20 protein-coding genes are annotated in these 21,700 nt (G+C 33.1%); 8 read left to right on the top strand and 12 right to left on the bottom strand.

Annotation, left to right across the window (positions count from 1 at the left end; all coding sequences use genetic code 11):
- Nucleotides 1-17: 17 nt before the first annotated feature.
- The 5 genes from PKC21_00430 to PKC21_00450 form a co-directional block, all read right to left on the bottom strand.
- On the bottom strand, nt 18-779 hold the full coding sequence (locus PKC21_00430; protein HMR23793.1) for an SDR family NAD(P)-dependent oxidoreductase: 762 nt from the start codon (nt 777-779) through the stop codon (nt 18-20).
- A gap of 41 nt (nt 780-820) precedes the next feature.
- Complete coding sequence (locus PKC21_00435) at nt 821-1,249, bottom strand: hypothetical protein (protein HMR23794.1); 429 nt, start codon at nt 1,247-1,249, stop codon at nt 821-823.
- A complete protein-coding gene (locus PKC21_00440; GenBank protein HMR23795.1) occupies nt 1,242-2,744 on the bottom strand; it encodes a deoxyribodipyrimidine photo-lyase in 1,503 nt (500 codons plus the stop codon). The genes PKC21_00435 and PKC21_00440 overlap by 8 nt, the downstream gene beginning before the upstream one ends.
- Nucleotides 2,741-3,613, bottom strand: coding sequence for a zinc metalloprotease HtpX (gene htpX, locus PKC21_00445; GenBank protein ID HMR23796.1), 873 nt, complete (start codon nt 3,611-3,613; stop codon nt 2,741-2,743). Before htpX ends, PKC21_00440 begins: the two co-directional genes overlap by 4 nt.
- A gap of 116 nt (nt 3,614-3,729) precedes the next feature.
- A complete protein-coding gene (locus PKC21_00450; GenBank protein HMR23797.1) occupies nt 3,730-4,770 on the bottom strand; it encodes an MBL fold metallo-hydrolase in 1,041 nt (346 codons plus the stop codon).
- 44 nt (nt 4,771-4,814) lie between these two features.
- On the opposite strand from PKC21_00450, the gene PKC21_00455 reads away from it, so the two are divergent.
- From PKC21_00455 to PKC21_00480, 6 genes are all read left to right on the top strand, one after another.
- The gene (locus tag PKC21_00455) at nt 4,815-5,279 is read left to right on the top strand and encodes a superoxide dismutase [Ni] (protein HMR23798.1); all 465 of its coding nucleotides are present in this window, start codon (nt 4,815-4,817) and stop codon (nt 5,277-5,279) included.
- Nucleotides 5,269-6,114: a PIG-L family deacetylase gene (locus PKC21_00460; GenBank protein ID HMR23799.1), complete on the top strand. Its 846-nt coding sequence runs from the start codon at nt 5,269-5,271 to the stop codon at nt 6,112-6,114. The genes PKC21_00455 and PKC21_00460 overlap by 11 nt, the downstream gene beginning before the upstream one ends.
- Nucleotides 6,111-6,854: a glucosamine-6-phosphate deaminase gene (locus PKC21_00465; GenBank protein HMR23800.1), complete on the top strand. Its 744-nt coding sequence runs from the start codon at nt 6,111-6,113 to the stop codon at nt 6,852-6,854. Before PKC21_00460 ends, PKC21_00465 begins: the two co-directional genes overlap by 4 nt.
- A 366-nt stretch (nt 6,855-7,220) precedes the next feature.
- Complete coding sequence (locus tag PKC21_00470; GenBank protein HMR23801.1) at nt 7,221-8,516, top strand: UDP-glucose/GDP-mannose dehydrogenase family protein; 1,296 nt, start codon at nt 7,221-7,223, stop codon at nt 8,514-8,516.
- Between the two features lie 32 nt (nt 8,517-8,548).
- A complete protein-coding gene (locus PKC21_00475) occupies nt 8,549-9,781 on the top strand; it encodes a glycosyltransferase family 4 protein (GenBank protein HMR23802.1) in 1,233 nt (410 codons plus the stop codon).
- The gene (locus PKC21_00480; protein ID HMR23803.1) at nt 9,778-10,740 is read left to right on the top strand and encodes an NAD(P)-dependent oxidoreductase; all 963 of its coding nucleotides are present in this window, start codon (nt 9,778-9,780) and stop codon (nt 10,738-10,740) included. The genes PKC21_00475 and PKC21_00480 overlap by 4 nt, the downstream gene beginning before the upstream one ends.
- 13 nt (nt 10,741-10,753) lie before the next feature.
- Here the strand turns inward: PKC21_00480 and PKC21_00485 are convergent, their stop codons facing one another.
- The 4 genes from PKC21_00485 to PKC21_00500 all read right to left on the bottom strand — a co-directional run bounded on the left by PKC21_00485 (nt 10,754) and on the right by PKC21_00500 (nt 16,134).
- Nucleotides 10,754-12,547 (bottom strand): glycosyltransferase family 2 protein, encoded by a 1,794-nt coding sequence (locus PKC21_00485; GenBank protein ID HMR23804.1) that lies wholly within the window; start codon nt 12,545-12,547, stop codon nt 10,754-10,756.
- A gap of 236 nt (nt 12,548-12,783) precedes the next feature.
- Nucleotides 12,784-13,530, bottom strand: a complete 747-nt coding sequence (locus tag PKC21_00490) for an ABC transporter ATP-binding protein (protein HMR23805.1) — start codon at nt 13,528-13,530, stop codon at nt 12,784-12,786.
- The gene (locus tag PKC21_00495) at nt 13,511-14,269 is read right to left on the bottom strand and encodes an ABC transporter permease (GenBank protein HMR23806.1); all 759 of its coding nucleotides are present in this window, start codon (nt 14,267-14,269) and stop codon (nt 13,511-13,513) included. Before PKC21_00495 ends, PKC21_00490 begins: the two co-directional genes overlap by 20 nt.
- A gap of 65 nt (nt 14,270-14,334) precedes the next feature.
- The gene (locus PKC21_00500) at nt 14,335-16,134 is read right to left on the bottom strand and encodes a glycosyltransferase family A protein (protein ID HMR23807.1); all 1,800 of its coding nucleotides are present in this window, start codon (nt 16,132-16,134) and stop codon (nt 14,335-14,337) included.
- 477 nt (nt 16,135-16,611) lie between these two features.
- On the opposite strand from PKC21_00500, the gene PKC21_00505 reads away from it, so the two are divergent.
- Together PKC21_00505 and PKC21_00510 are read left to right on the top strand one after the other, a co-directional pair.
- Nucleotides 16,612-17,676 carry an ATP-grasp fold amidoligase family protein gene (locus tag PKC21_00505; GenBank protein ID HMR23808.1) on the top strand — a complete coding sequence of 355 codons (1,065 nt, stop codon included), beginning with the start codon at nt 16,612-16,614 and terminating at the stop codon, nt 17,674-17,676.
- Nucleotides 17,677-17,700: 24 nt separating this feature from the next.
- Entirely contained in the window at nt 17,701-18,996 is a 1,296-nt protein-coding gene (locus tag PKC21_00510) for a nucleotide sugar dehydrogenase (protein ID HMR23809.1), read from the top strand.
- Between the two features lies 1 nt (nt 18,997).
- Here PKC21_00510 and PKC21_00515 read toward each other — a convergent pair whose 3' ends face one another.
- Genes PKC21_00515 through PKC21_00525 form a run of 3 tightly spaced genes read right to left on the bottom strand, consistent with a single transcriptional unit; the run spans nt 18,998 to nt 21,692 of the window.
- Nucleotides 18,998-19,939, bottom strand: coding sequence for an SDR family oxidoreductase (locus tag PKC21_00515; GenBank protein ID HMR23810.1), 942 nt, complete (start codon nt 19,937-19,939; stop codon nt 18,998-19,000).
- A 45-nt stretch (nt 19,940-19,984) separates the two neighbouring features.
- Complete coding sequence (locus PKC21_00520) at nt 19,985-21,103, bottom strand: DegT/DnrJ/EryC1/StrS family aminotransferase (protein ID HMR23811.1); 1,119 nt, start codon at nt 21,101-21,103, stop codon at nt 19,985-19,987.
- Nucleotides 21,093-21,692 (bottom strand): acyltransferase, encoded by a 600-nt coding sequence (locus PKC21_00525; protein HMR23812.1) that lies wholly within the window; start codon nt 21,690-21,692, stop codon nt 21,093-21,095. The genes PKC21_00520 and PKC21_00525 overlap by 11 nt, the downstream gene beginning before the upstream one ends.
- Between the last annotated feature and the right edge of the window lie 8 nt (nt 21,693-21,700).

Below are 21,700 nucleotides of genomic sequence, written 5' to 3' on the forward strand. Positions count from 1 at the left end.
CATCTTATAAGCAATAGTTATTCAATTTCTCCACTGCGATCAAGCATATGGGCATTGGCTTGTTGGCTTGGCATAATAAGCATTTGATCGATGTTGACATGTTTTGGGCGACTCAATACAAAATAAACAGCATCAGCAATGTCTTTTGCATGTAAAGGGCTTATGTTATTGTATGTGGCATCTGCTAAATTTTGGTTGCCTTTATGTCTAACAATACTAAATTCTGTGTTGGCTAAACCAGGATCAATGGAACTGACTTTAATTTTTTTTGTAAGCAGCTCTTGTCTTAGCGATTGAGTTAAAGCCTTGACCGCAAATTTAGAAGCACAATAACCAGCACCTTTTGGGTAAGCTTCATGCCCTGCAATTGAACCTATGTTAATGATCTGTGAGTATGCTGTTTCTTGTAGAATTGGGATGAAACTTTTACACATACGAAATATGCCAAGAACATTGGTGTCCAACATGGTTAAAATATCTTTTTCATCAGAATCCACCAAGCTATCCTTCCCAAGGGCAAGGCCGGCATTGTTTATCAGTCCACTGATCTGAAGTTTTTTTGAATCCGTAAAATCTTTAAAGTTCTGTACACTCTGCGTATCTTGGACATCAAGTTGATGAACAAAACATCTTTCCTCACCTAAGAGAAGTTGCAGGTGTTTAAGTTTTTCTGTTCGTCGGGCACCTAAGATGAGAGTGTATCCCTCATGATGCAGTTTTTTAGCGGTTTCGTAGCCAAAGCCACTTGAGGCACCTGTTATGATCACTGTTTTATTCATGGCATGCAATATAGTTAAAAACTCATCAAGTGTGAAATATTTTAAATAAAGTCAACAATAGCAAATAGTAATACAATTGATTTTACAGTCCAAAGAATGGTTCTTATCCAATTGCCGTTAGTCAAAGAGTGAATATTATTGATATCATAATGATGGCTAAGTTGCCCATGTAAAGGAATTTGCAGAAAAGCAGTAGACAACCAAATGCCCATAATCAAAAGAATATTAAGCCATAAAACATTGTACTTTACGGTCAAAATCATTGCTGAGAACACCTCTAACAACATGACAGGTCCCACAACCCAAGATGTTAGTCTTTGATGTTTTTTTGCATAATGAGGGAAATGACTGGGCTCAATGTATGCAAAAAGAGGGTAGTGAACAATTTGAACAAACCAAATAAGCCCTGTCATAAAAAGTGATGAAAAAAGTTGAATGTAAAAATAATCAGATACAGAAAAACTAAGCATTATTTATTTCCTTGTACATCTTTAAAGCTCTTTCTCTTTGTGTTTTATGATTAACAATGGGAGTCATATAATGTTCTGAAACTTTACGTTCATCATGAAGCAGCCCTGCATCAATATCTTTGAGTTTGGGCAAAAAGTTTTTTATATACAATCCTTCTGGGTCAAATTTTTTAGATTGTGACCAAGGATTAAAAATTCTAAAGTACGGTTGGGCATCGCAACCTGTTGAAGCAGACCATTGCCAGCCACCATTGTTTGGCGCTAAATCTCCATCAAGTAAGGTTTCCATAAAGTATTTTTCTCCCCAGCGCCAATCAATCAATAAATCTTTACATAAAAATGATGCCACAATCATTCGACAACGATTGTGCATCCAACCCGTTGTTTTAAGTTGTAACATGGCGGCATCAACAATAGGAAAACCGGTTTCTCCGTTTTTCCAAGCTTCAAACCACCGTTCATTGTTTTTCCATTGAATTTGATTGTATTCGGGTTTAAAGGCTTCTTTTTCAACATGAGGGTGGTGATATAAAATGTGATAATAAAATTCTCGCCAAATCAATTCATTGAAAAAAGTGTCTTTCTGGTTTTTATTTTTGGGGTCAAAAGCTTTAAGTTTAAAGTAGGCAATAATTTGAGCAATGGTTAAAGATCCGTTTTTAAGAAAAAATGAAAATTGTGAGGTGCCATCTATTGAAGGAGTATCTCGTTTATCTTTATATGAATTAAGTTTGCTGGAAAAATTTTCTAAACATTTATAGGCATAAAGAGAACCTGCTTTTGGTATTGGAACCGTTGTTTTCTTTTTATTGGACTGATCATAGGTATTTAAACTGTCTTGTAGCTTTAATTTTTTTCCACAAAGGTTCTCCCATGTTAATGAAAAAATCTTCTTTGATTTATTGTCTTTTAAAGCGTCCAAATAGTTAAAAGTATGCTCTTGTTGTTTGATACGTCTTTGAATAGGTTCTGTTTTAAAGACATCTAGCCATTGCCTAGAAAAAGGAGTGAAAACTTGATAATACTCATCATCACTTCCTTTTTTTGTCACCAACTCTGGCTCAATTAAAAGGTGATCATTACAAGAAAATTGTGAGATATCCCAAGTGTCTAAAAGTTGTTTAATGCTTTGATCCCTTTTTATAGCAAAAGGTTCATAGTCATTATTCCAAGTAAATAAAGTGGGGCGTGGTATATTTTGAGCATTAAACTGTTCAAACAAACTTTCAAATGATTCAAATGGGCCTTGGTCAAGAAAAAGAAGATCACTTCCAGCAGCAAGAAGTTCTTGTTTGAGTGATTTTAATGTTTCAATAAAAAACTGAAAACGGTTAATAGAAAAATCATTTCTACTGAGAAATTTTTTATCAAAACAAAATAAACCAACAACTCGGCCATCATTTTTTTTCCAGTTTTCTTGTAAAGCCGGATTACCTGCTATTCTTAGGTCTCTTCTAAACCAATGAATACCATAGTTTTTTATGTTTTGGCTCATCCGTTCATTAAGCTTGGGTTTTGAGCCATAGCTTCTAGTCTTTTAATTCTTTCGGCGGTAATAGGATGAGTTCTAAAAAGATTTTTAATGCCCTTTAAACCGCTTATAGGGTTGATAATAAACATATGTGCGGTTTCAGGTGTGGCATCATCCATTGGATAATGCTGAGCTCCCAGTTCTAACTTTTGTAAAGCTCTTGCCAAATATAAAGGGTTGCCACAAATTTTTGCACCACCTTTATCGGCACCATATTCTCTTGATCTAGAAATAGCCATTTGAATAAGCATGGCTGCCATAGGCGCAAAAATCATAGCAGCTATTAAAGCTAAAGGATTAGAGTTTTCTCCATCACGACTTCTTCCGCCACCTAACATTGCTCCCCATCTTGCGATGCTGGCTAATATAGAAATTGCTCCAGCAAAAGTAGCGGCAATGGTCTGAACCAAAATATCTCTGTTGGCTATGTGAGTTAACTCATGGCCAATAACACCAGAAAGTTCATCATGATCCAGTAAGTTTAAAATCCCTGTTGTTACGGCAACTGCAGCATGCTCAGGGTTTCTGCCAGTTGCAAAGGCATTGGGTGTGGGGTTTTGGATGATATAAACTTTGGGCATGGGGATGTTGGCATTCATGGTTAAGCCACGAACCATACTGTACAGTTCAGGCGCAGAGGTTTCATTAACTTCTTTGGCTTTGTACATTTTTAAAACCATTTTATCTGAAAACCAGTATGAGAAAAAATTGCTTACAGCAGCAAAAATCAAACCAAGAATCATACCTTGTTGACCCCCGAGTAATTTGCCTAAGTAAGCAAAAACGACAACCAATAATGCCATTAAAACAGTGGTTTTAAGCGTATTTTGCATGTTGGGAGTATAGCCCAAATCTTAAGATTGTCTAGATTTCCTAGCCGCATTTATTTTGCAATAACTGAGGCAATATAGCTCAGAGGAATAAAATGATTACCTTTAAGTGGGTTGTATTAGGGTCTTAATTTGACTTTTAGGCTCTCACCAATGGCAATGGTTTTAAATGGCATTTTGGGCTTAAGTTGATTAACGGCCAATATCAAGTCTTCTTTGGGTTGGTGTAAAGCTTCGTCGGATAGAATAAACGTACCCCAATGAATACCCAAAGAAAACTTTGAAGCTAAATCAATGTGAGCCTTAGCAGCCTCCATGGGTTTCATATGCTGAAATTTCATGATCCAGTTGGGTAAATATGAACCAATGGGTATGGCCGAGAAATCTATTGGACCAAATTTCTTATTAATCGTTTTGTAATGGTCGCCGTAGCCACTGTCGCCAGCAAAATAAAATTTAAAACCCTCGGTTTCAATTAACCATGAACCCCAAAGGCGTTCGTTTTTATCAAATAGGGTTCGTCTACACCAATGCTGAGCAGGTGTTAGGTGGAAGGTTATTTTATCGTTATCCAGTTCATCCCACCAGTCGAGTTCAAAAACATTGTAAATGTTCATTTTTTCAAACCACTTTTTATAGGCCAAAGGTGTTAAAATTTGTACGTCAGGATTAAGAGCAACAATTTTTGCAATGGCTTGAGGATCAAGATGGTCATAGTGATCATGTGACAGAATAATATAATCTATATTAGGCAGCTTTTCGAGTTTGATGGGAAGTTTTGATTTTCTTCTAGGGCCTAAGAAAGAAAAAGGTGAAGCCCGATTTGAAAAAATAGGGTCAAATAGAATATTAAAGCCTTTGAGTTGCAATAAAATTGTAGAGTGTCCTAACCAAGTAATTTGAGCAGTAGAAGGGTCATTGTGAATTAAAGTTTTAGGTAAAACTGGCTTTACATCAACTTTTTCATGTTTTAAGCCGGCAATAATTTGTCTATGTTTTAGCCACCACTGTAAAAGTTGAAAAAGAGATTGATCAGGAGGAGCGTGTGTGTTTTTAAAACCATTGACGGAATGATGTTTTTTCTTTGAATCAAAATATGGGTTGACTGTGTGACAAGAACAGATAAAAAAGATGCATATAAAGTAAAAATAACGAATCATGAGCAATTTAAGAGTTGTTCATATCACTTCATAAAAGGAAGACAATGAAAAAATTATTAACAGTTTTGTTTTTTATATCTGCAATTTATATGAGTTTTTCAAGTGCTCAAGCACACTGTCAAGTGCCTTGTGGTATTTATGATGATCATGCAAGGATACATTTAATGCAAGAGCATGCCATGACAATAGAAAAAGCAAGAAAAATGATTACTGAGTTACAAGCAGAGAAGCAGGCTAATAAAACCAATTACAATCAAATCGTTCGTTGGATTATGACCAAAGAGCAACATGCAAGTGAGATTCAAAAAATAGTCAATGAGTACTTTCTAATTCAAAGAATAAAAATGGATTGGCCGGATGCCAAGCGCAATAAGTTTTTAAACCAGCTGCATAAAATATCGGTTTATGCTATGCAATGTAAGCAATCATTGGATCAAGCGTCTTATTCAGAGCTCAATAAAGCAATCAACGCTTTTGAAAAAAGTTATATTGATAAAGATGGAAAATAAATCTGTAGCTATTCAAAGTACTGTTTTAACTTACAACTTTCCTCAAGCAGGAAAGAAAATAAGCCATTTAGCGATTGGAGCCCATCCTGATGATGTGGAAATCTTTGCTTTCAACGCCATACATCAGTGTTATCAAAATAATGACAAACATTTTGCAGCCATTATTTGTAGCAATGGTTCTGGTGCACCTGCCTATGGGGAGTTTAAAGAAAAGAGTAAAGATGAGATTGTTAAGATAAGAAAAGAAGAGCAAGAAAAAGCAGCACAGATAGGTAATTACAGTGGCTTAATTCACTTTAATCTTGAAAGTGAAGTTTTAAAAAAAGGTGATGAAGTTTTTGTAAATGATCTTAAGGCATTAATAGAGTTTTTTAAACCTGACTATATTTATACCCATAGTCCTTTTGATGACCATAAAACCCATCGGTGTACATTGCGTGCGTGCTTGCAAGCATTACAAATGATAAATGATAAGTCATGGCTAAAAGGTTTTTATGCTTGTGAAGTATGGGGCAGTTTAGATTGGCTTCCAAGACAATACAAATATGTTTTGGGAGAAAATGAAGGGGACGATTTACAAATGCAATTGCTTGATTGTTTTTACTCGCAAAATATAGGTAGTCAAAAACGCTATGATTTGGGGACAATAGGAAGAAAGCTAGGTAATGCAACTTTTTTTGAGTCAGACAAGGGTAATTTGTATACACATCAAAGCTATGCGCTTGATTTATCGTCTGTTATTAATCAAAACAATTTTGATATCTCAAAGTATTGTGTAAGCATTGTTGCAGATTATTTAGAATCTATTAAAAATAAATTGGTTGATCTACAATGATTTTACAAAATATAAAATTTTACGATACCCCTGAACAGGCGGCCAGTACTGCAGCACAAGATGTTTTTTTATGGTTAGCAGAGCAAAAAAAAAGCATAAATATTGTTTTGGCCACGGGTAGAACACCGGTAATATTTTACCGTAACTTAATCAAAAACTTAGAAACTAAGCCAGCACTTATCAAAGAATGTTTTTTTTTAAATTTGGATGAGTATGTTGGCTACGAACCTTCAAACCCATATTCTTTTGCATATTTTTTAAAGCAACATGTTATTAAGCCTTTAGGATTAACACCTGAGCAATACAGTTTTTGGGATGGGGCTAGTTCTAAGATGCAGGATCAAATTATTGCCAAAGAACAAATGATTCAAGACAGAGGTGGACTTGATTTAGTGATTCTTGGTTTAGGGACCAATGCCCACATTGCGTTTAATGAGCCGGGAACACCCTTTAATAGTCAGTGTCATTTGGTTAATTTAAGTCAACAAACACTTAAAGCCAATCAAGAACTATTGGACCCTGATATTGAAAAACCAAAACAAGCGGTAACTATGGGGATATCAACCATTTTGGCGGCAAAAAAAATTATTGTACTTGCTTTTGGAAAGGAAAAAATTAAAGCTGTTCAACACACACTCATGAATAAACCATCAGAAAACTGGCCAGCATCAGCTTTACAAAGTCATGACAATTGTCACTTTTATTTTGATGAAGCAATTAAAAATGGTTTAATTTGTTAAGCAATGTTTTTATTGGCTCGCATTTGGTCAAAGGCAGAGTGTAGATTTACAATATGCAGCAGTAATTCCAAATTTTTTTATAGCAGTGATTAAAAATAAACAGTCCATTTCTATGTTGATGGCGGTCAAATACTTGATTTTGTGGAATGCTCAAAGATTCCTGAATTAAAAAGTAAGCGACAGAGGGATGTCCGACATTCTGTAGCCAATATTGATAAAACTAAGAAATATTTAGCTTGGAAGCCTGAAATAAGTTTAAAAGAAGGTTGGCACAGGCATATGCCTGGTACAAAATACATCTGAGTTGATTTACTGCCTAAAGCAATATTTCTGGATATTTAGTTTAAGTCTGTTTATAAGAACTGTATGAAAATAGCAGTTGTGGGTACAGGTTACGTAGGTTTGGTCACAGGGACATGTTTTGCTGAGACAGGCAATCAGGTGATGTGTCTTGATTTAGACCAATCTAAAATAGAACAGTTAAAACAAGCAAAGGTTCCATTCTTTGAACCAGGATTAGAAGATTTGGTTGAAAAGAATAGCAAACAAGGAAAGTTAAAATTCACTACAAATGCAGATGAGGCCTTTGCCAATGCACAAATCGCTCTTATTTGCGTTGGAACCCCTTCCTCTGACAATGGCTCAGCAAATTTAGAATATGTTTATGGTGCTGCAAGAGATATAGCAAAACATGCACCTAAAGATTTGATCTTAATTACCAAGAGCACGGTTCCTGTAGGCACAGGTGATGAAGTTGAAAAAATTGTTAGAAATGAAGGTAGAGATGATATTGTAGTGGTCTCTAATCCAGAGTTTTTGCGTGAAGGATCTGCTGTTCAAGATTGCATGTACCCTGACAGAGTTGTTATAGGAACTGAGAATGCTAGAGCTAAGGAAACATTAACAAAACTGTATGAAAGCTTTGTTAGATCTGGAAAACCCATTCTTAGTATGAAACGTCGATCTGCAGAAATGGCAAAATATGGAGCAAACTCGCTGCTAGCTTGTAGAATATCTTTTATCAACGAAATGTCTCGTATTTGTGAAAATGTTGGGGCTGATATTCAAGATGTTCGCATAGCCATGGGAACAGACAACCGTATTGGCATGCAGTATTTGTATCCCAGTATTGGATTTGGTGGTTCATGTTTTCCTAAAGATGTAAGAGCTTTAGAGTTTTTAGCAAAAGAACATGGTATGCAACCCGACCTGCTGACTGCAACTTTACAAGCCAATGAAAAACAAAAAGATAATTATGTTAGTAAAATCACTGAACATTTTGGTGGTAAAGAGAGCTTAAAAGGTAAAAAGATAGCTGTGTGGGGTGTAGCATTTAAAGCAAAAACCGATGATATCAGAGAGTCACCTTCTTTGCATGTTATGGATAAGTTGATTGCTCTAGGAGCAGATATTCACAGTTATGATCCAGAAGCAAATCAAAACACAAATCAACATTATGGATCAGATGTTACTGTTCATGAAGATATGTACACCGCAATTGAAGGAGCGGATGCTTTATGTGTCTTAACAGAGTGGAATGAATTTAGAAGTCCAGACTTTTCTAGGATTGCATCTGTGATGAAAACACCCACCTTATTTGATGGTAGAAATTTATATGATGTAAAGCAGCTAAGCGAATTTAATTACTATCGTATTGGTTAATTAAAATAGCTTTCTTGCATTTAGTTATCCGTATGAAAAAGAACATTTTTTTTATAAGCTCATATTTTTACCCTGAAAGAGGTGCTGGCGCAGTAAGAGCCTTTGAGTTTGTAAAAACATGGTCTAAAAAATACAATATTGATGTTTTTACCAATGTTCCCAATTATCCTTTTGGTAGACCTTATAAAGGCTATCGTTTAAAGTTTCCAAAAGCTACAGATACAGATAGTTTTAAATTTACAGTACATCGAGTATTTACATTACTTGCTGAAAACAGTGGTTTTTTGAAACGTTCAATAGCTTACATTATTTTTTGTCTCTCAACATTCTTAAATATATTGTTTTATAAAAAAAAGCCTACGCTTGTTATTGCCACATCACCACAACTGCTAACATCACTTAGTGGAGTACTGACGGCAAAGTATTATAAGGTTCCATTTATTCTTGATGTTAGAGATTTATGGCCGGAAGCTATTATTGAATCTGGTGTGGCTATCAATAAATATATAATAAGAATTCTAAAATCTTTAAGTGCCTTTGCCTATAAAAGCGCAAAAATTATCAGTGTCACTACGGAAGTCCAAAAGAAAAAAATAGTTGCATCCTACAACGTTCCATCAGAAAAAATTAAAGTCATTGCTAATGGCTACAATGCTGAGATGTTTAAGCCAATTAACTCTGATGATAAAAAAATTTTAGAGTTTAAAAAGCTATTTGGAAAAAATCATATCTCTGTTGGATACATTGGTAACTTAGCTTTCTATTATGATTTTGATGTTTTTTTAAGTCTTGCTAAAGACTTTAAAGATATAAACTTTGTTCTTATGGGTGAAGGATCTCAAAAAAATGATTTGGAGTATAAAATCAATCAAGCCAAGTTAAACAACTTGAAACTTCTTGATTCAATTGATTATGAAGATGTTCCTTATGCAATGAATGCATTGGATATGGGAATAGTGAAGCATAAAGATAATATGCCTATTACAGAGAGTATGCTGCCGGTAAAGCTTTTTGAATATATTGCCTGCAACACCCCATGCATATATTACGGAAAAGGTGAAGGTGCAGCTTTAATGAAAGAGTTAAATTTAAATGATTTAATATTAAACTTTGAACAAGGTTATGAAATGCTTAAAAGTAAAATTCAAAGTTATAATTTTAAAAATGATATTGCTTTTAACAAAGAAACATTAAAATGCTATGCAAGAGAGGCCTTGGCTTTAAACTTTCAAAATAATATTATTGATAAGGTGATAGTGCCATGAAAAGAAAAGTTTTATTGATTGGTGGGAGTGGTTTTATTGGTAAGCATTTTTCAATGGAGTTGTCCGATTGTGATATTCATATAGCAGACCTAGAGCAACCTGAGCTGGATCAAAAATATAAACACTATAGTTTTTTAGATATTAGAGAAAAAGATCAAGTGTTTAAATTTTTTGAAAAAAATCAAACGTTTGATGATGTTATTCTTTTAGCGGCTGAGCATAAAGATTTTGGTGTTGAACCTGAAGCTTATTATAAAACCAATGTAGACGGAACAAAAAATGTTTTAGATGCTTTAAATGAAAAAAATACCAAAACATTTACTTTTTTTTCTTCAGTAGCCATTTATGGAGAGGCTAGTTTAGCAAGGTCAGAAGAAGATGAAAAAAATCCTGTTAATCATTATGGGAAGTCAAAACTACAAGCGGAACAAGTTGTTTTAGATTGGAAAAAAAATACAAGCATTAAAACTGTGATTGTGAGACCAGCGGTCGTATATGGTGAAAAAAATGTTGCAAACATGTATAAGTTGATTCAACAAATAAAGAAAAAAAAGTTTTTTTATGTTGGCGCAATGAATAATATTAAATCAATTTGTTATGTGAAAAATTTAGTTTCAGCCTGTATGTTTGTTTTAAGAGATTTAGAAGAAGATCTGTTTATTTTTAATTATGCGGATGACAAACAAATGACATCAAGAGAAATTTCACAAACAATAGCTGGTAAGCTTGATATAAAGCTGGTTAATGTCCCTCTTTGGTTGGTGTATTGTTTAGCTATTCCGTTTGATCTATTAACAATTCTAACAAAAAAAGATTTTGGTGTTTCAACTCAAAGGATAAAAAAACTATGTACTCAAACTTATTTCAAAGCTGAAAAAATTAAATCTACTGGATATAAAGCTAAATACAACAACAAAGACGGGATTGAAGCAATGGTTGATTGGCTAATGAAAAGTTAGCTGGGGTTTTAGCTTATATAAATCGTGGAATACTATCTAAAAGTATTTGATTTTGGCTATCAAGTTGAAAGTTTTTAATATAGTTGAAAGCACTTGTTGAGAAGAAGACATTTTCTTTAAAAGAATGCTTTCTTTTTTCTAACCAAATCTTTTTTGTTAAACACAAAGTATTATTGTTGAGTTGTTTAGATAGGTGTAGTTGTTTATGGTTTTTTAAGTATACAAATGAGTTTCTTTTTTTTATATATTTTAAAAAAGGTTCTTTATGTATTTTATGATTAGGTAAGGCATTTAAGACAGAAGATTGCTCTGTTAGATAGCTTTTAAAATAAAAATCATTTTCATTAAAATAAGCAATAATTTCATCTGCAAGAATTTTTTTTTCAATGTAATCATTGACTAGTGATAAAGCATTTTTTTTTGTTGATTTAATTAGGCAATAGTTATTTGGATTTAATTGATCTTTAATTTTTTCACTTATTTCATCTTTTTCACAACTATGAATGATTACAAAATATTTGTTTTCATAATCTTGTCGAGTATAGTTTTTTAAAGCGTGTTTTAAGAGGTTTGTATTATTTAAAAATAAAATAACATGAATTTTTTTTATTGTTAAAGTTTGTTTTTGTTTTAATAGATAGTATAAGCTTTTTCTTTTTAATAATTTATTTTTATTAATTAATTCAACATATTTTTTTTCAAAATAAGTATTGTTGTTATTTTTAAAGTTTATCAATGAACATAGAGTATTTTTTTGCATAGGTGAAAGCATGTTGAAAGGGCAAAGGAAGTTGCGTTCGTAATCAAAGGGTTTTATGTATAAATTGTTTTTGCTGCTAAACCTGTGATAAGTTTTGTAATTAATATAATATTGTCTTCTTATGGGATTGCTTATAAAAGCACCTTTCTTATTAAAAGATTTAAAAAGACCGCTGCCAGTTAACGAGCTTTCTTGACTTCTAGCATAGTAAAGAACATCATTTAACTTTTTATAATTTAAATTTAAATACTGTAAACGTTCAAAAAATTCACTGTCAGCGCTTGTCTTTACTAGATCAAAATATCCAGTTTTTTGTTTTAAAGAGGATAATTTTATAAAAAGCGTAATTAAGCCAGTTCTATATATAGATCCGTACCAGTTTTTAATTGGGAACCCTTGGGCATCAACACGAACGTATTCAGAAAATACAAAATCTAAACTGTTATTTTTCTCAAAGTGCGTTAAACATTTTTTTACTCTATCGTGACGAGATATATCATTTGCATCGTGAAAGGTTACATAATCACCACTGGCTTTTGATAATGCATAATTTCTACAATAATAAGTACCACTATTATTTCTCATTGAATAATATTTTATTCTGGAGTCATTTTGACACATTTTTTTTACTACACTTAAAGTAGAATCTGATGAACAGTCATCTACAATAATGATCTCAAGATTAGAATAGGTTTGGTTTTGAATTGAATCTATAGATTGCTCAATTGTTTTCTCTTCATTGTATGCAGTTAATATAACACTGACTAAAGGAGTTTTTTTTTGAGCTATAACTTTTTCTGGTTCAAAAAAATAATTTTCCGTTGATATTGAAAATTTTAAGGGCTCATTTTTTTTAAAAACATGATTTTTTTTTAAGTTTTCAACTTTTATACTGGTTGAAGCTATATTTCTATAGGTTTTTTGTAAACACTGAACAACCAAGTTAAAATTTAAGCTGTTTGGATTAATTGTATAAATGTATTCTGTATGGTGATTTTTAATAAAGTGAGATGTATCTTTTTCAAAAAAAAGATATGTTATTGGCATGTTAATGTTTGTTATATGCGAGTTGTTTAATTGAGTCGTAATTGAATAATGGTTTTTATGTTTGTTAAAAGTACAATGTATTTTAAACAGTATGTTGTAAAAAGTATAAAAAAACGTATTTGAACCCAGTTGTTTGATGACATCTGTTAGCTTTAAATAGATGGATAAATAAAAGTTATATACAAATTTACTTTTTTGCCTAGTATGTTTGCTGTAAATTTGCATAAAAGCATTAGTTATATAGTTTTGCTTGAATTCTCATAAGACTTAATGACATCTTCTGGATCTCCAAATACAATGCTTTTTCCTTTATCAATCCATAGAGCTTTGTTGCATAACTCTAAAATTGTTTCACGATCATGAGATGTAATGATAGCTGTTGAATCAGAGTGTTGGATTTTTTCTTTTAAGGCATCAGTTGATTTTTTCTTAAAGTCACGATCACCAACACCTAACACTTCATCAACAAGCAAAATATCTGGTGTTAACATAAGAGCAGTTGAAAACCCCAACCTTGATTGCATTCCAGATGAATATGTTTCAACTGGGTCATCAATAAATTTTTCTAATTCTGAAAATTCAATGATTTTATCCATAGAGGCGATAATTTTTTTTCTTTCAATGCCGATAGCAAGGCCGAGAAGCATAATGTTTTTTCTGCCACTCAGATTTTTCATAATACCTGTGTTAATGGTTAAAAGCATAGCTTTGTTATTATATGTGTTAACAGTTCCTCTATCTGATGAAATCACCTCTCCAATAAGAAGCAGAGTTGTACTTTTTCCAGCACCATTATTTCCAACAATACCAAGAACGTCACCTTTATTTATTTCAAAACTAACATTTTCAATGGCCCAGTGCCCCTTAGGTCCATTTAGAATATTTTTTATAAGGTTTTTACTGTGCTTTTTGTAAAAAACACCTACCTCATTAAATGTTACTGCAGGGGTGGCTATTTTTTTATTAGAGGGCAATTTTTGCATATTTTTTATCCAATTTTTGAATGATGGTATAACCTAATATGTAAAGTATAAAACCACTAGAGAGTAAAAATACAATTGTATACAAAGGAGGGGGTGTTCCACGCATTATAAGATCTCTAAATGCTTGGATACTTAGCGCTAAAGGGTTGAGATTAACTATGAAGTCGTATTTTTCTGGTACTCTTGATAAATCAAAAATAACACCAGAAGGATAAAAGCCAAGTCTTATAAACAGAGCTACTATAATTTTTAAGTCAACAAAGTAGGGTAATATTGATGATAACAAAGTTGATAATCCTAGTGTGAATACAAATTGACAAAATATTAAAATGGGTAAGTATATGATGTTCTTAAAAACTGGATAGTTTGATAAAGCATAAACAATAATTATTAAAGAAAGAATAATGAGAAATTTTACAGTATAGAAGACACACTCAATCCAGGGAAAAATAATTTTTGGTAAGTTAATTTTTTTATATAAACTTTTTGCTGCATAAAGGCTGTTTGCTCCAGCAGAAACAGAAGACCCAAACCACTTCCAAGTAACAATTCCAATAAATAAGAAATAAATATAGTCATCTTCTCCACGGTTTAAAATTAATTTAAATACCAAGTAATAAATGGTTACCAACATAGCAGGTTCAAGAATCCACCATAAGTAGCCGATGTAGTGATGAACTACCTCATCTTCTAATTTTGCCCAAACATTGAATAGTATCAGGTCTTTCAATTTTGACATAAAACACCATCTATACTAGTTTTTTCAATAGATCAAATCAAGGGATAGAAAGTATAGGGAAAAGCCTAATTTTTAAGGATATTTTTTAGGTCCGTATAATAACTTACTTTATCCAATGAAATATTATCAATTAATAAGGCAATTTTTGGGTGAAAAAGCTGTTCTTCATTGGCGTTCCAAGTATGGGTAGCGTTTTTATATCTTATAGCACAACAGTTGAAAATACTTGTTGAAAATGGTTGTATACCTAGCTTTAGAAACTTTTTTATAAAATCAGAATCAGTTCCTTTTTTTAGACCTTCAGTGAATTGACCTACTTCACGCCATTTTTTATAACTAAATGCTAATGTGCAGCCCGCTACATGGAAAACAAAGCAGTATTGGTTTTTAATTGGGCGTAGATATAGCTTGTGGGTGGTATGAGAAAAGTAAAAAATGCAAGCTTTGCCAACTAGCGTATCAAATTGTGTGAGGTAAGGTAGTTGTTCATGTATATAATAAGGTGAATAATAATCATCATCATCAAATTTAAAAATAATATCGTCAGAATGTGAAAACTGTTTGATTGCTTGATTTAAACATAAGCCAAGATTGTTGGGTTCATTTACACGGGTAATTGAAAAGTTTTTTATATTAGCTTTTTTCAATTCATTCATAAAATAATCTTGCATATCTTGTTTGCAGTTATCCACAATTGTTAGATGTTTGTTTTGGTATAACTGCCTGTTAAAATTATTGATACAATTTTTAAAAAATTCTTTTCTATATACCGAGGTTATTACATGAGCTCTTTTTTTGTCATCTTGTTGTTGTATGAGTTGAATGGGGCTGCTTAGAGTAATAGAATCAAGAATTAAATTAGATGATAGTTCCACACTAGAATTTTTTATTAAGGAGGGTAGTTCATCATGTTCTAAAGGAGGATAAATGTGTTCAAGGTAGTTACTTTGTAAAGAAGATATGTTTAAATAGGGAGCTGGAAAAGCTCGTAATAAACTATTAAATGATATTTTTGGATGTGTATACTTACTATGATAGTATTTATAGTTTTTGATATAGTGAGTACGAAGAATGTTTTTTTTAAGCTTCTTTCCACTATTATCATTGACTCCAAGAACTTTATTTCTTGTTAATGAATTTTCCTGCAAGCGAGCATAATAAAAAACATCATCTACAGCTTTAACTCTTAGGTTGTTTCTTTTAATTCTTGATAAGTATTCTGAGTCTCCACCTACTTTTACAGTGTCTAGAAAACCTACTTTATCAACCACATCACGCTTAATGAAAAGTGTAATGAGGCTGAAACGTTGGAGAATCTGGGGGCTATTAGCAATAAAAACGGGTTCCCCATCTAAACTAACTCTAATGTGATGTCCTATCAATGCACTGGCGCGACCGATTTTTTTCAATGAAATTTCTATCCGATCAAATTTAGAAATATCATCAGAATCATGAAATGTTATATAGTCACCTTTGGCATGACTAAGTCCAACATTTCTACAAAAATATGTTCCTCTGTTTTTTTCTAAATGAAATGCGCTGATGTTTGAGTGTTGCGATACTATTTTATCAATAACGTTTTGAGTGTTGTCAGTAGAACAATCATTAACAATAATCAATTCAATATTTTTATGACTTTGCATGAGAATTGAATTGATAGCATCAATAACATAGCGTTCATCGTTGTATACGGTTAATATAACTGTGACAAGAGGTTGAGCTGATCTTTGATTGGAGGACTGATGAAGCAATGTTTTGTTGTTGATTACAAAAGTTTTATTGTCACCTAAATTTATTTTAGGGGATAAACTGTTACATAGGAATTTAATTTTTTTTGGATGAATAAATGTTTTATTTTTAGTCATGCTCTGATCATAAATATATATCCAAGCATATTTGATGCTGCGAATAAGACTAATGAGTAAAGTTAATTCTTTTAGTTCAAGTATCTGGGTAGAAGATATTTTGTGTGTATCTAGAGAATCTTTAGAGTAATTTATTGCATAATTGAAAAGTTTTTCATCAGTATTAGATAACGTGATGTTAACTTTTATTATTTTATTTTCATAAAAATATAATATGAGTTTTGAAAGAAATACCCGTAAGTTATATATTGGGGCAAAAGTGTAGAGAACAGAAAAAAAGTAGTGTTTAATATTTTTAAGGCGTTTTAAATGCCTTTGAATAAAGTGTTTCCAAAGCTTTTTAGGTTTTTGGATTCCTTGGAAAAAAATGATTTTTAAGATATAGATCGTTTTCATGTGGTTAGCCGATGTAGAAATATGCATTAATAGTAGAACTTGGTTGTTTTTTCAACAACTTTTAATGTTTTAGGAGAGTAAATGGTTGAAAATGCTTTGAAATTTAAGCTTGAAAATCTTACGTATTTAAATGAACTTAGAGATCCTATATTTTTTACTGAATTTTTACATGCCCGGCGGACAAGATCTGAAGACAATGTACATTTTGTAGAATTGGATAAGATTAATTTTGATGATATTGCCAAAAAAAGCGGTGTGAAATACCCTGAAGTTTATAAAATATACAATGATGCAACAGAAATAGTATTGTCAGATCTTCCTGAACATGTAGTGATTAAGCCAATCAATTTAGCTTCTGCACATGGGGTGTATCTTTTAAGTAAGCAAGGTAATAAGTGGTTTGATACCTTTACACAGAAAAAATATACTGAAAAACAAATTATAGATAGCCTTATGCAGTGGACAAAGCATAAGCCTAAAGAAGACAGGCGTATTATTGCACAACAATACATCTGGAATGATGGTCATGGAAATATCAGCATTCCCTGTGATTATAAGTTGTATACTTTTGGGGATAAGATTCCGTTTATTTCAAAGGTTGATAGGAATAATGGGTCGGTTTTAAGTTTTTACGGGGAGGATTTTAGTGATTTTGATTTTAAAAGAAACTTTGCTACCCATTTACCGAAATTTACCAAAAAGCATGTTGTAACAGAAAAGCCAAAAAGATATAAAGAATTACTTGAGCTTGCTAGAAAAGTTTCTAATTACATGAAAGATCCTTTCATGCGAATAGATTGCTATTCTGATGGTGAAGAGGTTTATTTGGGCGAAGTTACACCCTGTCCCGGTGGCCCGTATTATGGTTCACAGTTTGCCTTTTCATATGATTTCGATAAACAGCTTGGGGATCTGTGGAATGAAGAGTTGCAGAGACTCAATTTACCCAAACCTAAAGTTCTGGGTTACCCACCAGTTATTTTAGATATTCGTGACGTTATTAAGGTGCAAAAGGAAAATGAGCGTTTAAGAAAAATCTATAATAATGTTGGATTCATTATTGATAATCCGCTATTAAGAGCCGTACCGTTTTTAAAGAAAAAACTCTATTTTTTAAAGCCTTTTTATAAGCGTATTTTTAGGTAGAGATAAATTATAAGTAGATGATTCATGATGTTAAGTGAAAAAATTAAGCAAAAAAAAGTAACCGTTGGTGTTATAGGTCTTGGATATGTTGGTTTACCGTTGGCGGTAGATTTTTCCAAAGCAGGTATCAATGTCTTAGGTTTTGATATTTCTGAAGAAAAATGTACTTCTATCAATGCAGGTAAGTCTTATGTTGAAGACATATCAGATATAGAATTAAACTCTGCTATTTCTACGGGTTTATTAAAAGCTACAACAAACTTTGATGAATTGGCTAATGTAGATTGTGTTAGCATTTGCGTTCCCACACCGTTGGTTAAAACTCAAGATCCAGATATGTCATACATCATGGCCGCGTGTAAAAATATCTCTCAGCATTTAAAAAAAGATCAGTTAATTGTTTTAGAGTCCACAACTTATCCTGGCACAACAGAAGAAGTGCTAAAAACGATGGTAGAAGAAGCTGGCTTTGAAGTAGGAAAAGATGTTTTTGTTGCATTTAGTCCTGAAAGAATTGATCCCGGTAACAAAGTATATCAATTGCACAATACGCCAAAAGTTATTGGAGGTTTAACTGCAAACTGTTTAGAAGTTGCTAGTCAGTTGTACCAAGTTATTGTTGAACAAGTGGTTCCAGTTTCTTCTGCTAAAGCAGCAGAAATGGTAAAATTATTAGAAAACACATTTAGATCGGTAAATATTGGTTTAGCCAATGAAGTGGCTCAGATGTGTCATGTTTTAAATTTAGATAGCAATGAAATTATTAATGCAGCAGCTACCAAGCCATTTGGCTTCACTCCCTTTTATCCTGGACCAGGTTTGGGAGGTCACTGTATCCCCATTGACCCGCATTACCTCTCTTGGAAGCTGAAAACATTAAATTATGAAACGCGCTTTATTGATTTAGCTTCAAAGATTAATACTGAAATGCCTCAGTTTGTAGTGAATTTAGCGGTTGATAAATTAAATACAATGCAAAAAAGTGTTAAGGGATCTAATATTTTATTGGTTGGAGCGGCATACAAAAAAAATATATCTGATTTAAGAGAGTCCCCAAGTTTAGATATTATCAAAATTTTATTAGCTAAAGGGGCCAATGTTAAATATCACGACCCATATGTAGATCGTTTAAAAATTGATAATCAAAAATTTGTTTCTTGTGAATTAACAGGCGAGTTTATTGCAAGTCAAGATTTATGCATTATTTCTACGTGGCACGATAAATTAGATATCCGTTTGTTTATTGATCACGCTAAGTCGATCATTGATGCAAGAAATGCAACAGCAGGTTATAACGACCCAAAAATTTTTAGAATATAATTTAAATATTCGTTTTGAAAAAATTGATTGTTGTATCTAAACCTTGATCAAGTGAGACATTTGGTTGCCAAGCAATATCTTTTTTGACTTTTTGTAGGCACGGTTTTCTTTTGTATGGATCATCTTTAGGCAAAGGGAGCTTAATGAGTTTTAGCTTTGGATTGATTTTTTCAATAATAATCTTAGCCAATTGTTCAACTGTATATTCTGTGTCGTTTCCCAAATTATAGGGACCTTGAAGACTTTTAGGACTTTTCATAACGGCAATCATTCCTGCAATTAAATCTTCAACATAACAAAAGCTTCGGGTTTGTTGCCCATCACCATAAACAGTTAAGTCATTACCTTTTAAGGCTTGTACAATAAAATTAGAAACCACTCTACCATCTTCAGGGTTCATATGCGGTCCGTAGGTGTTAAAAATACGAATGACTTTAATTTTTGTGCCATGCATACGATGATGATCAAAAAATAAAGACTCTGCACAACGCTTACCTTCATCGTAGCAAGATCTTATACCAACAGGGTTTACATTTCCTCTATAACTTTCTGTTTGAGGATGGGTAGTTGGGTCACCATAGATTTCACTTGTAGACGCTTGTAATATGGTTGCATCATGCTGATGTGCAAGATTCAACATGTTGATGGCACCTAAAACAGAGGTTTCAGTGGTAAAAATAGGGTCAGATTGATATACAGGAGGGCTTGCTGGACAAGCTAAGTTATAAATTTCATCTACTTTTTCACTGCTATGAAAAGCTGTTCTAATATCATGTTCAATAAGCTTGATATTTTGTTGGGATTGAAGCCATTCAATGTTTTTTGAGTAAGCAGAAAAAAAATTGTCTAAGCAAGTGATGTGAGTATCGTTTTCTTTAAGTAAACGTTTAACTAAATTAACACCTAAGAAACCGGCAGCGCCTGTAATCACTATATGCTTCATAGAGTTTTATTTAACAGTTTGTCTGTAAAAGGTACATTTGTTGAATCAATCAAAGAAACTTTTTATGGATTGGACAATGTAATGAAGGTTTTCTTGTCCTAACTCTGGGTACACAGGAATAGCAAAACTGTTTAATGCACATAATTCAGCAACTGGAAAATCACCTTTTTGATAGCTTAAATCAGCAAAACATTCTTGAAGATGTAAGGGAAGGGGGTAATAAAGTGCTGTTGCAATGCCTTTGTCTTGCAGGTGTTGGCATATAGAGTCTCTTTGTTTTGGGTCAACTTGTAGCATGTATTGATTAAAAACATGGGTATTACCGTCTTTTACAACAGGAAGTTTGAGCTCAGAAATAGAACCTAAACTTTCTTGATAGAAGGTAGCATTTTGTTGACGTTTTTTTGTCCAATCATCTAGAAACTGCAATTTTTCTCGTAAAACAGCAGCCTGTAAGGCATCCAAACGAAAATTGCCCCCAATGTATTTGTGGTAATACTTGGGTTTTGAGCCATGTGCTCTTAATATATGCATTTTTTCTGCCAAGGTCTCATCTTGGCAGCTTATAAAACCAGCATCACCAAAGGCACCCAAGTTTTTTGCTGGGAAACAACTAAAACAGCCAATATCTCCCATTGAACCCGCCGCTTTATTATTTTGAGAAGCACCAATGGCTTGGGCTGCATCTTCAATGACTTTTATATTGTGTTTTTGTGCTAATTCCAAAATTGGTGACATGTCCGAACATTGACCAAAAAGATGAACGGGAATAATGGCTTTGGTTTTACGGGTGATCATAGCTTCAATTTTAGTACAATCAATATTAAATGTATCCTGATCAATATCTACAAACACAGGTGTAGCACCCAAGCGTGAAATAGCGCCGACAGTGGCAAAAAAAGTGTATGGAGAAGTGATTACTTCATCTCCAGGCCCAATATCTAAAGCCATTAAGGCTAAGATCAATGCATCGCTACCTGATGAAACGCCTAAAGCAAACTTTGAATGCGTATATAGCGCTACTTCAAGTTCAAATGTATTGACTTCTGGACCCAAAATAAAATGTTGCGACTGCATGACACGCTCAAAAGCTTGATCAATGTAAGGTTTGATTTGCTGGTACTGTTTTTTTAAATCCAGCAGGGGTATATTTTTATGATTCATAGTGATTAATTTTTAAACCGTTGACACCTAAATCATAACTAAGGTTGCAACTAGAACAGGTTAATTTATCTTTGCCGGGATTGATCCTGTGTCCACAGACACACATCCAACCTTTGGGTTTACCCGGGTTTCCTACAACCAGTGCATGGTTGGGAACATCACTCAAAACCACACTTCCAGCACCAATAAAGGCATATTCACCTATAGTAACACCGCACCGTATGGTTGCGTTGGCACCTATGGTAGCACCTTTTTTTACAAGAGTTTGACTAAAATCTTCTCTACGGTTGATTTCGCTTCTAGGATGTAAGACATTGGTAAAAACCATGGAGGGGCCGCAAAAGACATGGTCTTCAAGCGTTACGCCATCATAAATTGAAACATTGTTTTGAACTTTGACCCCGTTGCCAATCTTAACCTTACTATGCACAACCACATTTTGACCAAAGTTACAGTTTGTACCAATCGTAGCTCCTGGCATGATATGGCAAAAATGCCATATTTTTGTACCATTACCAATCTGTGCTCCTTCATCAACATAGCTAGAAGCGTGCACAAAATAGTTATCATTTGTTGACTGTGATGACATTCTTAGCA

Source organism: Oligoflexia bacterium (genome assembly GCA_035326705.1).
Lineage (GTDB): Bacteria > Bdellovibrionota_G > JALEGL01 > JALEGL01 > JALEGL01 > JALEGL01.